This window comes from Parviterribacter multiflagellatus, assembly GCF_056863265.1.
The window spans coordinates 127,144-139,931 of sequence record NZ_JBXPIZ010000006.1 but is presented as its reverse complement, the minus strand read 5'-3'; the positions used below and the strand labels follow the sequence as shown (position 1 = coordinate 139,931).

Here is a 12,788-nt window from a genome sequence, read left to right as displayed (position 1 = left end):
CACCACCGCGCAGGGCATCCGCACCTATACTGCCGCCCCCGCATGCCGACGTCCGAGAAGCGAACACGCATCGCCTACCTCGCGCCGTGGGTCGATCTCGGAGGCTCCGACAAGGGCACGATCGACTGGTTCCGGTGCCTCGACCGGGAGCGCTTCGCCGCCTCGCTCGTCACGACGCAGCCGTCCGCCAACCGTCGCGTGACCGAGGTCGCGCCGTACGCGGAGGAGGTCTGGAACCTGCCCGACCTCATGCCCGGGGACGACATGCCCCACTTCGTCCTGGAGCTCCTCCAGACGCGTGGGATCCAGGTCCTCCACATCATGAACAGCCGGCTCGCGTACGACCTGCTGCCGGACATCGCCGCGCTGGAGCGGCCGCCCGTCGTGGTGGTCCAGCTCCACGTCGAGGAGGAGGACCGCTCGGGCTACGTCCGGTACGTCACCACGCGGTACGGCAACCTCGTCGACGCGTACTCGGTCACGAGCCACCACCTCGCGCGGGCGATGCACGACTACGACGTGCCGCGCGACAAGCTGCGCGTGATCCACACCGGCGTCGACGCCGAGGCGGAGTTCTCGCCCGACCACGTCACGCCGCACCGCCTCCCCACGGAGCGCTTCAACGTCCTGTACCCGGGGCGGCTCGTCGAGCAGAAGGACCCGCTGCTGATGGTCGAGGTGGCACGGGCCGTCGCCGCCGCGCGCCCGGACGCGCTCTTCCACGTGGTCGGCGACGGGGTGCTCGAGCCGGACGTCCGCGCCGCGGTCGACGCCGCGGGGATCGCGGGCAACGTCGTCTTCCACGGCCCCTCGAACGTGCTCGCGCCGTGGTACGGCGCGGCGGACGCGCTGCTCATGACGAGCCGCTTCGAGGGCGTGCCCTACACCGTCTACGAGGCGATGGCGATGGGCCTTCCGGTCGTCGTCCCGGCGCTGCCCGGCAACGTCGAGCTGCTCGACGGCGTCGGCGGCACGCTCGTCACGCCGCGCGACGACGTCTCCGGCTACGCCGACGCGCTGCTCGCCCTGGCCGCGGACGACGCGCACCGCCGGAGGGTCGGCGGCGAGGCCCGCGCGCGGATGCGGTCGGAGTTCCGCCTCGACACGATGGCGCGCAAGCACGAGGCGCTGTACGAGGAGCTCCTCGAGCGCCGCGCCGCGCGCGGCCGTCCTCCGCTCCCCGAGCTCCCGGAGCGCGGCAAGGAGCTCGCGGTCGAGCCGATCCCGCTGGCGCGTCCCAGCCGCGGCCGCCCGCTCGTCTCGGTGGTGATCCCGTGCTTCAACCACGGGCTCTTCCTCGACGACTGCCTCAGCGCGATCGAGGCGCAGGAGTACCCGGCGCTCGAGGTCATCGTCGTGGACGACGCCTCGACCGATCCGGGGACGATCGCCGTGCTGGACGAGATCGAGGCGGCCGGCCGGGCGCGCGTGCTGCGCCGCGAGGTCAACGGCGGCCCGAGTCGGGCGCGGAACGCGGCGATCGACGAGGCCAAGGGCCGGTACGTCCTCCCGGTCGACTCCGACAACCTCCTGCTGCCCGGCGCGATCGCGTCGCTGGTCGAGCAGCTGCAGTCGAGCTCGGCCCGGGTCGGCTTCGTCTACCCGACCGTGCAGTACTTCGGCACGCGGACCGACCTGTTCAAGCCGCCGCCCTACGACCTCCACGCGCTGCGCCGCGGCAACTTCTGCGACACCTGCTCGCTCTTCGACCGCGCGATCTTCGACGCCGGGATCCGCTTCGCGGAGGACATCGAGCTGGGCCACGAGGACTGGGACCTCGCCCTGCAGCTGGCCGAGCGCGGCGTCTACGGCGAGCCTGCCCACGACCCGGTCCTCGGCTATCGCAAGCACGGCTTCACGCGCGCCGACACCGTGGAGTACGCGAGCGTCGCGTTCCACGAGGAGATCGCCGAGCGCCACGTCGAGCTGGGCGACGACCCCACGATCAAGCCACGCTGGTCGGCCGGCCTGTCGGTCGTCCTGCTCGATCCGGTCGACGGCGACGAGCGCGTCACGGCGCTGGCCGCCGCGCTGGAGCGCCAGACGCTGGAGGACGTCGAGGTCCTCGCCGCGTTCGACGGGCACTGGCGCGATCCCGTCCGGCACGTCCGGCGCCTCCCGCCGGCGCTCGGGCTGACGCGCTCGGAGATCGTCGAGCACGCCTTCACCGCGGCGCGGGCGCCGCGCGTGCTCTTCCTCACCGGTGCCGGGCTGAGCCTGCTCGACGATCCCGCCGGCCTGGAGAAGGTCGTCCGCGGGGCGCGGCCGGTTCGCGGCATCTCGGCGCTCGCGCTGATCGACGTCGGCGACGCACGGCCCCCGTTCGCGCCGGTGCAGGAGCCGTCGGCGGTGGAGCGGCCCGTGCTCGGCGCCGCCCTGTTCCTCGACCGTGAGGCGACGTGGCCGGAGAGGGTCGTGGTCGGTCCCGGGCAGGAGCTCGAGGACGTGCTGCGCGCGATCGAGGCGGCCGACGGCCTGCTCTCGTTCCACCACCTGCCTGCGGCGGAGGCGGCGCGCGTCCTCACCGCCCCGAGCACGATCCGGCTGCGCCGTCCGCGGGTGCGCACGAGCGGCGAGGAGCACCTGCGGGTCTCGCGCGAACGCGAGGGGGTCCGGACGCCGGGGTGGGACGTCCCGCGGCCCAGGCGCTGGCTGCTGGACCTGGCCTGGCTGCCGCCGGAGACGTGGCCGCTGGTCCGCCACCGCGACGAGCGGACCGGGCGGCGGACGGTGACGAACGACCATGCGCCGCCCCCCGGGCACGTCATCGAGATGGACCTCGGCGTCGTGCATCGCTTCAGCCCGCCGGGCACGGTCCGGCTGGAGGTCGAGGACGGCGTCTACCGCGCCGTCGACCGCGAGGCGAAGTGGCCGGAGCCGGGCGGCGAGACGCGCGTGCTCGGCCACCTGGATGCCGCGGCGTTCCCGATGCTCGTCCCGCTGCTGCTGGGGACGCACCGGCCGACCGGCGAGCAGCTCCTGCTGTGCGGCGACGGGGACCCCCTGCTGGGCGAGTGCGACGTCCACGCGACGCTCGGGTTCATCGACGGCTTCCCCATCAGGCCGCTGCACCGCGGGCCGGCGGCGATCCCCGATTACGGCGTGGTCGGGCTCGTGCGTCACCTGGATCCTGCCGCGCGCCGCCACTCGTACACGGTGGGCGACGCCGGACCGGACGCGACCCGTGTCGGCGAGCTCGGCGCGCTCCTGCGCGTCCCGCAGGAGGACACCGTCCCGGTCTGGCTCACGCCGGAGGGCCGCCTGCGCACGGAGCGTGAGGCGGCGCCCGCGGCGCGCCCTGAGCCCCGGACGCTGGCGCGCTGGGCGGTCGCGCCCGCCGCATGGCGCGACATCCCGCTCGTCCCGCGCGCACGGTCCGTCGCGCGGCGCGCCGTGGACGTCCCGCGCTTCCTCCTCGCCGGCCGGCCGAACGGCGCGGTCCCCGAGCGGCCCGCCGGGTACCTGCACCTCGAGCCCGGCATCGGGCGGCTGCCCCTCTTCGCCGTCGACCATCCGGTGACGGGGGACCAGCTCCTCAGCACGAGCCGGTTCGAGGCCGTCGACCTCGGCTACGGCGAGCCGCGCCTGCTCGGCCATCTGCGGGAGCGCGCGCCAGTGACAGGCTCCCTGGCGCTGCATCGCAAGGCGATACCTTGGGCGGCGAAATTCGGTCAGAAGGTACGAGTGGGATGACGACAGACGAGCACCAGAACCCCGAGCAGGACGCGATGGCGGGCCTTCGCCGCGCGGTCCACGCGCAGCTCGGGGTGGAGCGTCCCGCGGATGCCGTCGTCGACGTCGCCGGGCTGCCCCGCTTCTCGCCCGACCTGCCGGAGGAGCTGAGCGCCGAGCGTCGCGCCGAGCTGGTCCAGCGCGCCCGCGAGCTGGACCCGTGGCTGCAGGGCCCGTTCTACCTCGGCGGCGACCTGGTCGTCGGCGGCGCCTGGCGCAACGACGCGCGCTGGGCGGGGCTGGGGCGCGAGATCCCGGAGGACCTCGGCGGCGCGAGCGTGCTCGACGTCGGCTCGAACGCGGGCTACGACCCGTTCATGTTCAAGCTGCGCGGCGCCGGCCGCGTCGTCGCCTGCGAGCCGTTCGAGTTCATCGAGCAGGCGCGCTTCCTCGAGAGCGTCTACCAGACGGGCATCGAGCTGCAGCCGCTCTCCTGGCAGGCCCTGGACCCCGCGCAGCACGGCCGGTTCGACCTCGTCCACTGCCACGGCGTCCTCTACCACGACCTGCACCCGGCGGCGCTCCTCCAGAAGCTGCGGCCGATGGTCGCCGACGGCGGCCGGCTGCTCTTCGGCTCGATGATGCTGGCCGACCCAGAGCTGGCCGAGTACGCGCGGTTCGTGCCCAACGCGTACTACGGTGACAGGACGTGGTGGTGGGTCCCCGGGCGGCTGGCGATGCGCTGGATGCTCGAGGCGGTCGGCTTCGAGGTCACGGCCGAGTTCGGCATCCACGGTGGCCCTCCCGGCGAGTTCGCGACGATCAACGGCTACTTCGACTGCCGTCTGGCCGACCCGGCGCCCGAAGCCACGTACATCACCGCGTAACCCCGCGAGGCGGGCTCCGTTCCCGCATCCAGGACCTTGGCCAGACGATCGAACATCCAGAAGGCTCCGCCTGTCGTCGGCGTCGAGCACGCGTGGAAGAGCTTCCGCGTGCCGCACGAGCGCCGGCACACGCTCAAGGAGCGCGTCCTGCGCCCGTCGCGGCGCAGCGGCGACGACGAGTTCGTCGCCGTCAAGGACGTGTCGTTCAACGTCCGCAAGGGCGAGTTCTTCGGCATCGTCGGACGCAACGGCTCCGGCAAGAGCACGCTGCTCAAGTGCCTGGCCGGGATCTACGGCCTGGACCGCGGCCGGATCGTCATCGACGGCAGCATGTCGACGTTCATCGAGCTCGGCGTGGGCTTCAACCCGGACCTCGCGGCCGAGGACAACGTCATCACGAACGGGATCATGCTGGGGCTGACGCCGCGGGAGGCCCGCGCCCGCTACCAGGAGATCCTGGAGTTCGCCGAGCTCGAGGACTACGCCGAGCTCAAGCTCAAGAACTACTCGTCCGGCATGCAGGTGCGCCTGGCCTTCTCGGTCGCGGTCCAGGTCGAGACGGACATCCTGCTCGTCGACGAGGTGCTCGCCGTCGGCGACGCGGCGTTCCAGCAGAAGTGCTTCGACGTCTTCAACCGCATGCGCGACGAGGGCCGCACGGTGCTCTTCGTGAGCCACGACATGACGACGGTCTCCCGCATGTGCGACCGCGTGATCCTGCTCGAGCAGGGCGAGATGGTCGCGCACGGCGCCGCGCCGGACGTCGCGCAGCGCTACATGGAGCTCAACTTCCCGGTCGGCGAGCTGCCGCCGGCCGAGGCCGAGGAGGCCGAGGAGACGGCCGCGGACGACGACCAGCCGCAGGAGCCCGGCCGCCGCCGGGCCACGATGGAGCTGCTCGACGTCTGGGTCGAGGACGACGCGGGGGTCCGCGTGGGCTCGGTCACGCAGCAGCGCCGCCACCGGTTCCACTTCGATGTCCGCTTCCGCACCGACGTCGAGAACCCCGCCTTCACGTTCATCTTCCGCGACGAGGCGCACCAGGACATGTCGGTCACGACGACGGCGTTCGACGCGGACAAGGGCGGGCTGTGGACCGCAGGCTCGGTCGCGCGCGTCTCGGTCGACGTCGACGTCCTGTTCCGCCCGGCGCGCTACGGCTGCACGGTCATCGCCGCCCACCAGCACGAGGGGCAGGAGCTCATCGAACGCTGGGACGAGGCGCTCTCGGTGGTCGTCACCGGCATGCATGCGCTCGGCGGCGTGATCGACCAGACCCAGCCGATCGCGGTCGAGCGCCTGGCGCAGCCGGCCGTGGCCGGGGAGAACCGCGCGTGAGCGGGATCGCGGTCGACCCCGACGAGCGCGTCGAGATGCCGGCCGGCGGCCGCGTCGTGGGCGGCCCGTCGGCGCTCAGCGGCGGTTGGGGCCGGTTCTTCGCCCTCTCGCGGACGCTCGCCGTCCAGGAGTTCAAGCTCAAGTTCTTCGGCTCGGTGCTGGGCTACGCGTGGCAGCTCATGCGGCCGCTGCTGCTGTTCGGCGTCCTGTACGTCGTCTTCAGCCTCATCGTGCGGCTCGGCGACCAGGTCCCGAACTACCCGGTCATTCTCCTCACGTCGATCGTGCTCTTCACGTTCTTCACCGAGGCCACCGGCGCCGCGGTGACGTCCGTGATCGATCGCGAGAACCTCGTCCGCAAGATCCACTTCCCGCGCCTCGTGATCCCGGTGGCGACCGTCACGACGGCGACGTTCAACCTCGCGGTGAACCTCACGGCGGTCGCGGTGTTCGCGGCGATCAACGGCGTGGAGCCCCGCTGGACGTGGTTCGCGATCCCGCTCCTGCTCGCCGCGCTGATCCTGCTCGCCGCCGGCATCGCGGCGCTGCTGTCGGCGCTGTACGTCCGGTTCCGCGACGTCCGGCCGATCTGGGACGTGATCACGCAGGTGACGTTCTACGCGTCGCCGATCCTCTACCCGATCGAGACCGTGATGGACGACTACCCGCGGGTCGCCCACGTGATGATGTGCTCGCCGTTCGCGGCGCTGGTGCAGGAGACCCGGCACCTGCTCTTCGACCCCGACGCGCCCTCGGCCGCCGAGGCGATCGGCGGCACGTGGCGGCTCGCGATCCCGATCGGGATCGGGCTCGGGCTGATCCTGCTCGGCCTCTGGACGTTCAACCGCGAGGCGCCGAAGATCGCCGAGGAGCTCTGAGCCCGCGCCTCACGTCCCGGGCGCTCGCGCCCACGGGAGGTCCAGGCCGAGCAGGCGCTCGAGCACCCGCGCGTCCGCCGCGTAGTGCTCGGCGAGCCGGGCGCGCAGCCCGGCGCTGAGCTCGGGCGGCGGGCTCGGGACGACGTTCCACTGCTGGAACGTCAGCCAGAACGCCTCGGTGACGTGGCGGGCCGCGGGGCCGGCGAGCGGGAACACCTCGCGCTCGAGTCGCGCCGCGAGGGCGTCGGCATCCGCCTGCGGCACGCGCGTGCGGTCGCCGCCCTCGAACCAGCGTCCGCCCACCTGCTCGGGCTGCCAGCCGGCGTCGACGCCGAGGAAGGACAGGACCCGCCGCACGACCTCTTCGGGCCGCCGCTCGAGGTCCGCGGTGAGCTCGACGTGCAGCCGGTCACGGCCGACGTGCTCGACGTACGCGCCCAGCGAGCGGCCGTACTCGCCCTGGACGACGTAGGTGTTGGTCGCGGTCGGGCGCCCGCGCGCGTCGGCGAGCGCAGCGGGGTCGAGCGACTCGGCGAGCGCCTGCTCGACCGGCCGCGACTCCGCGCCCCAGCGGGTCGTCATCCGGTGCTGCGAGACCGCCCGTGCCACTGGGTCGCGGAGGAGCGCGACGAGGCGGACGTCCGGGATGGTCGCGCCGATCCGCTGCGCGACCACCGGCACCGGGGCCTCCGGCACGCCCATCATGTACTGCGGAGAGACCGTGCCGGCGCGGGCGCCCGGCCGGTACCCGGGGAAGCTCGCCCGCAGGAACGCGTCGAGGCCCTCCGCGAAGGCAGGCTCCGTGAAGAACGGCGCCTCCTTGGCGGGCGGGAAGGCCAGCTCCGGGTGGCCGCGGAGCAGGTGCCACAGCGTCGTGGTGCCGGCCTTCTGCGCTCCCAGCACGACGAAGTCCAGCGTGGTCGGGAACGCGCGCGCGGTCGCCATCGGCCAGCGGAGACTACGCTGCGCGGCTCCGCACTAGCCTGTCGCCCCGTGCAGCTGCTCAAGACGCGCCTGGACGGCCCGAAGCTGATCGCGCCCGCCGTCCACGGAGACCACCGCGGGTTCTTCTCCGAGACGTTCCGCGCAGACGCGTTCCGCGACGCCGGGATCACCGAGCCGATGGTCCAGGACAACCATTCCCGCTCGTCCCAGGGGGTCCTCCGCGGCCTCCACTTCCAGATCGGCGCGGGCGCCTCCAAGCTCGTCCGCTGCGGCCGCGGGCGGATCCTCGACGTCGTCGTCGACCTCCGCGCCGGCTCGCCGACCTATGCCGAGTGGGAGGCGTTCGAGCTCAGCGACGAGAACATGCACGTCGTCTACGTGCCGATCGGCTTCGCGCACGGCTTCTGCGTGCTCTCGGACGTCGCCGATGTCATCTACAAGCAGAGCAACTACTACTCGTCCGAGGTCGAGCGCGGCATCCGCTACGACGACCCCCAGGTGGGCGTCGAGTGGCCGACCGGCTTCGAGCTGATCGTCTCCGAGCGCGACGCGACGGCGCCGACGCTCGCCGACGTCGCGGACAGCCTGCCCTTCCGGTACGCGCCGGCCGGCGCCTGACGTCAGCCGGCGCGCAGCTGCGCCAGCAGCCGGTCGCACTGGCGGCGCGACGTCACGCGCCAGCCGGTGTAGCCGGCGGCGTCGACGAAGTACGTGGTCCCGTACGGGACGGTCAACGCCGGCGCGTCCTCGACGGCCGCGATGCCCGTCGCGTCGCAGCGCGTCGCCGGGCCGCCCGGCTGGCCGTGCAGCGTCGGGTCGTCGTACGCGAGCTTCACCGCGCCGTCGAGGTCCCACGTCGTGTTGAAGACGGGCACGTCGGCCGGGAGGATGTTGCGCGTGTGGCGGAAGGTCACGATCGTCGCGTCCGGCGGCGGGTCGGGAACCGCCTGGCGCACCGCGGCGAGCACCCGCTGCGACTGCTTCCAGCTCTCCGCCCACGGATCCTGGTTGCGCATCTCCTGCCGCGCCAGGCTGGCGGTCCACATGAGCACCGCGATCACCGAGACGGCCACCGTCCAGCGAGCCTGCCGCGCGAGCGTCAGGAGGCCCAGCACGACGAGCACCGCGAGTCCGACGATCAGGACCGCCTCGCCCATCGACGACATCGAAGCGACGCGGTTGCCGATGCCGGTCCAGCGCGGGTGGTAGTACGGCTCGGCGGGCACGAGGAAGAGCAGGCCCGCGAGGCCGAAGAGCAGGCCGGCGCCGGTGATCGCGCACCAGGTCCGCGCGGTCCGCGCCCACTCGCCTCTGCGCCCGATCGCCAGGCCGACGCCGACCGCGCCACCCAGCACGAGCGCGAGCCCGAGCGGTCCCCACAGGAGGCTCTCTGCGGGCAGCGTGAGGCGGAAGACGTCGACCGAGGCGCCCCAGACCTCCTCGATGCGCCCGCGCAGGTAGTCGACGGTCAGCTCGATGACGCGGTTCTGCCGCGACGACATCGCTGCGAGGACGACGCCCACGACCACGACGTCCGCCACCCAGCGGCGCAGCGCGGGCCGTACCCCGGTCGTCGGCAGGTACAGCAGCGCGGAGAGCGCGATCAGCGGAGAGATGAGCTCGTAGCAGAGGATCGCCAGGGCGTAGAGGACGAGCGCGGCCGCGTGCGCCCCGCGGCGCCGCCCGACCGACGCGCTCTGCGAGCCGCGGATCGCGACGATGAGGCCCCACAGGTAGAGCGTCACTGCGACCCACGCCGGCAGCGCGGTCATCCACAAGCGGCTGCCGTCGATCGACGGGATCGTCAGGTGCACGAGCGCGACGCCCGCGGCGACGACGCCCGCCAGGCCGACGACCCGCAGCGCGAGGTACAGCGACCAGACCTGGATCGCGATGAGCGCGACGCCCGCCGCCAGATACGCCGACTGGCCGGTGCCGCCGATCATGTACAGCACCCAGATCGTGAACGAGAACATCGGGCGGTAGCCGACGTCCAGCAGCTCCCCGAGCGCGTCGAACCCGCCGCCGGCGTACTCGGCTTGGGAGATCAACGCGTAGTCGTCCATGTACCAGCCGCCGTTGACGGCGTGCGGGCCGTACAGCGCGACCGCGCCGACGACGGCGAGCAGCAGCGCCACCAGGGCCTCACGCCGGCCCGGCGCGCGCCGGCCGGCCTGGAACGGGGTCAGGAGCCCTTCGGCGAACCGCGCGAGGCCTGCGGTGACGCCGCCCGCGCGACGGGCACCGGGCTTCGCCGCCGTGGGGGCGGGATCGACGATCGACATCGCGCTACACCCTAGAGCGAGCGGCCGCCGGGCGGCCCGTCACGGCCCGCGGCCGGCCGTGGCGCAGGACGACGCCGTAGCCTCGTGCCGGTGAGCGTCCCCTCTCGGATCCGCGCGTGCCCGGCCCGCGCCCGTGCATGACGCGAGCGCGCCTGCTGAAGGGCGTCGTCGGCGTCCTCGTCATCGCGGCGCTGGTCGCGACGGTCGCGTCCCAATGGTCGGACCTCGCCGACGCGGACGTCCACGTCGAGCCGCTCTGGCTCGTGCCCGCGGCGCTGCTGCTGCTCACGTTCCAGGCGCTGCAGGGCGACGCCGCGCTGATGATCATGCGCCGGCTGGGGGCGCCGCTGCCGACGGGCCGGGGACGGGCGATCTTCGCCGCCGGCCTGCTCGCGCGCTACGTGCCCAGCGGGGTCCTCGCGCCCGTCGTCCGCGTCAAGCTGGCCAGCGACATCGGCGTGCCGAAGCGGCTCAGTGCCATAGGCCTGGTCTACGAGGTCGCAGGCGCGATCGCCTCGGCGTGCCTGCTCTGCGTCCTGGTCATCACCGAGGTCGAGCCGGTCGTCGCCGCGGCCGTCGCTGCCATGGCGGCCGGGTCGGTCGTCGCGATCGCCCCGCCGGTGTTCCGCCGGCTCGCCGCCGTCGCGCTGCAGCGCGCCGGGTACGAGGCGCCTGGGCAGATCCTGAGCACGCGCGACGTCGTCGTGCTCGTAGGGGTCTTCGCGCTGAGCTTCGTGGCCGCGGGCTTCGGCGTGCTGTGCCTTGCGCGCGCGGTCACTCCCGTGGCGCTGGACGACGTCCCCGTCGCGGTCGGGGCGTTCGCGCTCGGCTTCGTCACGAGCATGGTGGGCTTCGCGCTTCCGGGCGGGCTCGGCGCGCGCGAGCTGGGCCTCACCGGCGGGCTCGCGCTCATCATGCCGTCGCCGCTCGCGCTCGCCGTCGCGGTGCTCAGCCGGCTGGTGCAGACCGGGGTCGAGCTGGCGTACGCCGGCGTCGTGTCGCTGCTGGACCGGCGCAGCCCGTACGTCCCGCCGGAGGGGCCCCGCGAGCCGGCGCCGGAGCCGCCGGCGCCCGCGGCTCCCGCGGGCGACCGGCGCTAGGGTCTTGCGCATGGAACTGGAGCAGGCGCGCGCGCACTGGGAGACCCTCGGGGCCGAGGATCCGCTCTGGGCCGTGCTCACCGAGCCGGGGCGGCGCGGCCGCCGCTGGACCGAGGAGGAGTTCCTCCAGAGCGGCCGCGAGGAGATCGACGCGGTGTTCGCCATGCTCGAGCGCATCGGCCATCTCCCGCCGTCGGGCGAGGCCGTGGACTTCGGCTGCGGCGCCGGCCGGCTGACGCAGGCCCTCGCCGCCCGGTTCGACCTGGCCGTCGGCGTCGACGGCGCGGCGTCCATGGTGGAGACCGCCCGCCGCATGAACCGGCAGGGCGAGCGCTGCGTCTTCGTCCAGAACACGAGCGGGCGCCTCGAGGGCCTGGCGGACGACCGCTTCGCCATGGCCTACACCTGCCGCGTGCTGCAGCACATCCCGCCGCAGGCCGCGCACGGCTACATCGCGGAGCTGGTCCGCGTCCTCCGTCCCGACGGCGTGCTCGTGTTCCAGATCCCCGAGCGGCCGTCGACGACGCTGCCGGGGCTGGCGATGCGCATCCTCCCGCAGCCGGCGGTCAACGCGCTGCGCCGGGCCTATCAGCGCTCGTCGTCGACGATGGAGATGCACGGGACGCGCCGCGCGGACGTGGAAGCGCTCGTCGCGCGCCACGGCGGACGCGTCGTCCACGTGCAGCCCGACGACGCCGCCGGGCCGCACTGGCGCTCCTTCACGTACGTCGTGCGCCGCTAGCCGGCGATCAGCACGATCAGCCCCGACGCGGCGCCCCACAGGACGACGCACGCCAGAAGCGGGACGTCGCGGACGACCGCGACGGACGGGTCCTCGACCTCCGCCGACCTGTGGTGGATGAGGAAGAGGCCGCGGAAGATGCCGTAGAGGACGAACGGCACCGTGAGCAGCATCCAGTCCGTCCGCGCGCCGAGCGCCGCGTACAGCGTGTAGACCACGAGGATCGCGGGCGTCACCACGGCGATCAGCTCGTCGAGCAGCGATACCGAGTAGTAGTCGAGCACCGGACGCCGCGGTGAGGACGCGCCGCCCAGCGCGACCGCTTCGCCGCGCCGCTTGGCCAGGCCGAGGAAGAGCGCGAGCAGGGCCGTGCACATGAGCAGCCACTGCGAGAGGACCGTGTCGACCGCGAGCGTGCCGGCCAGCGCGCGCAGGACGAAGCCCGCGCTGATGACCATCACGTCGATGAACAGGACGTGCTTGAGCCCGTTGGAGTAGCCGAGCTGCAGCACGAGGTAGCCGGCGCAGGCGAGCAGCGTCCACCCGTTGATGAGCGCGGCGATCCCGAGCCCGACCGCGGCGGTCCCGGCCGACCAGGCGTACGCGGCTCCGACGCTGAGGTCCCCGCGCGCGATCGGGCGGTTGGCGGTGCGCGGGTTGGTGCGGTCGCCCTCCGCGTCGCGCGCGTCGTTGAGCAGGTACGTCGCGCCGCTGACGAGGCAGAACGCGACCAGCGCGAGCAGCGCGTTGCCGGCCGCCCACAGCTCGGTCGCCTGGCCGGAGAACAGGACGCCGGCGAGGACGAAGGCGTTCTTCGTCCACTGCTTCGGGCGCATCGTCTCCAGCACGACTGCGAGTCGGCCGGCCTCGCGTTCCACGGGCGGGCCCGGCGCAGGAACGCGCTGCTTCTCCGTCACGACCACCGACGAGAGGCTACTGCG

The 12,788-nt window shown here is 73.4% G+C and carries 10 protein-coding genes; 7 read left to right on the top strand and 3 right to left on the bottom strand.

Going from position 1 to position 12,788, the window contains the following annotated elements; translation table 11 throughout:
- The first annotated feature begins 42 nt into the window (after positions 1-42).
- The 4 genes from AC1UE5_RS14225 to AC1UE5_RS14210 are packed head-to-tail and all read left to right on the top strand — an operon-like array spanning position 43 to position 6,775.
- Positions 43-3,693: a glycosyltransferase gene (locus AC1UE5_RS14225; protein ID WP_482924503.1), complete on the top strand. Its 3,651-nt coding sequence runs from the start codon at positions 43-45 to the stop codon at positions 3,691-3,693.
- A complete protein-coding gene (locus AC1UE5_RS14220; protein WP_482924501.1) occupies positions 3,690-4,559 on the top strand; it encodes a DUF1698 domain-containing protein in 870 nt (289 codons plus the stop codon). Before AC1UE5_RS14225 ends, AC1UE5_RS14220 begins: the two co-directional genes overlap by 4 nt.
- Before the next feature lie 36 nt (positions 4,560-4,595).
- Positions 4,596-5,897, top strand: coding sequence for an ABC transporter ATP-binding protein (locus tag AC1UE5_RS14215; protein ID WP_482924499.1), 1,302 nt, complete (start codon positions 4,596-4,598; stop codon positions 5,895-5,897).
- Positions 5,894-6,775, top strand: a complete 882-nt coding sequence (locus AC1UE5_RS14210) for an ABC transporter permease (RefSeq protein ID WP_482924497.1) — start codon at positions 5,894-5,896, stop codon at positions 6,773-6,775. Before AC1UE5_RS14215 ends, AC1UE5_RS14210 begins: the two co-directional genes overlap by 4 nt.
- 9 nt (positions 6,776-6,784) lie before the next feature.
- On the opposite strand, the gene AC1UE5_RS14205 is transcribed toward AC1UE5_RS14210, so the two are convergent.
- Entirely contained in the window at positions 6,785-7,720 is a 936-nt protein-coding gene (locus AC1UE5_RS14205) for a sulfotransferase family protein (RefSeq protein ID WP_482924495.1), read from the bottom strand.
- Positions 7,721-7,768: 48 nt separating this feature from the next.
- Between AC1UE5_RS14205 and rfbC the strand changes: the two genes are divergently transcribed.
- Complete coding sequence (gene rfbC, locus AC1UE5_RS14200; protein ID WP_482924493.1) at positions 7,769-8,338, top strand: dTDP-4-dehydrorhamnose 3,5-epimerase; 570 nt, start codon at positions 7,769-7,771, stop codon at positions 8,336-8,338.
- 2 nt (positions 8,339-8,340) lie between these two features.
- Here the strand turns inward: rfbC and AC1UE5_RS14195 are convergent, their stop codons facing one another.
- On the bottom strand, positions 8,341-10,005 hold the full coding sequence (locus tag AC1UE5_RS14195; RefSeq protein WP_482924491.1) for a hypothetical protein: 1,665 nt from the start codon (positions 10,003-10,005) through the stop codon (positions 8,341-8,343).
- Positions 10,006-10,142: 137 nt separating this feature from the next.
- On the opposite strand from AC1UE5_RS14195, the gene AC1UE5_RS14190 reads away from it, so the two are divergent.
- A complete protein-coding gene (locus tag AC1UE5_RS14190) occupies positions 10,143-11,105 on the top strand; it encodes a lysylphosphatidylglycerol synthase domain-containing protein (RefSeq protein ID WP_482924489.1) in 963 nt (320 codons plus the stop codon).
- Between the two features lie 10 nt (positions 11,106-11,115).
- Positions 11,116-11,847 carry a class I SAM-dependent methyltransferase gene (locus tag AC1UE5_RS14185; RefSeq protein ID WP_482924487.1) on the top strand — a complete coding sequence of 244 codons (732 nt, stop codon included), beginning with the start codon at positions 11,116-11,118 and terminating at the stop codon, positions 11,845-11,847.
- On the opposite strand, the gene AC1UE5_RS14180 is transcribed toward AC1UE5_RS14185, so the two are convergent.
- Positions 11,844-12,725, bottom strand: a complete 882-nt coding sequence (locus AC1UE5_RS14180) for a decaprenyl-phosphate phosphoribosyltransferase (protein ID WP_482924485.1) — start codon at positions 12,723-12,725, stop codon at positions 11,844-11,846. The genes AC1UE5_RS14185 and AC1UE5_RS14180 overlap by 4 nt on opposite strands.
- Between the last annotated feature and the right edge of the window lie 63 nt (positions 12,726-12,788).

Excerpts from the sequence above, each read along its gene's own strand:
- AC1UE5_RS14220 (WP_482924501.1), top strand. The coding sequence starts at position 3,690 with ATGACGACAGACGAGCACCAGAACCCCGAGCAGGACGCGATGGCGGGC.
- AC1UE5_RS14225 (WP_482924503.1), top strand. The coding sequence starts at position 43 with ATGCCGACGTCCGAGAAGCGAACACGCATCGCCTACCTCGCGCCGTGG.
- AC1UE5_RS14205 (WP_482924495.1), bottom strand. The coding sequence starts at position 7,720 with ATGGCGACCGCGCGCGCGTTCCCGACCACGCTGGACTTCGTCGTGCTG.
- AC1UE5_RS14185 (WP_482924487.1), top strand. The coding sequence starts at position 11,116 with ATGGAACTGGAGCAGGCGCGCGCGCACTGGGAGACCCTCGGGGCCGAG.
- AC1UE5_RS14190 (WP_482924489.1), top strand. The coding sequence starts at position 10,143 with ATGACGCGAGCGCGCCTGCTGAAGGGCGTCGTCGGCGTCCTCGTCATC.
- AC1UE5_RS14195 (WP_482924491.1), bottom strand. The coding sequence starts at position 10,005 with ATGTCGATCGTCGATCCCGCCCCCACGGCGGCGAAGCCCGGTGCCCGT.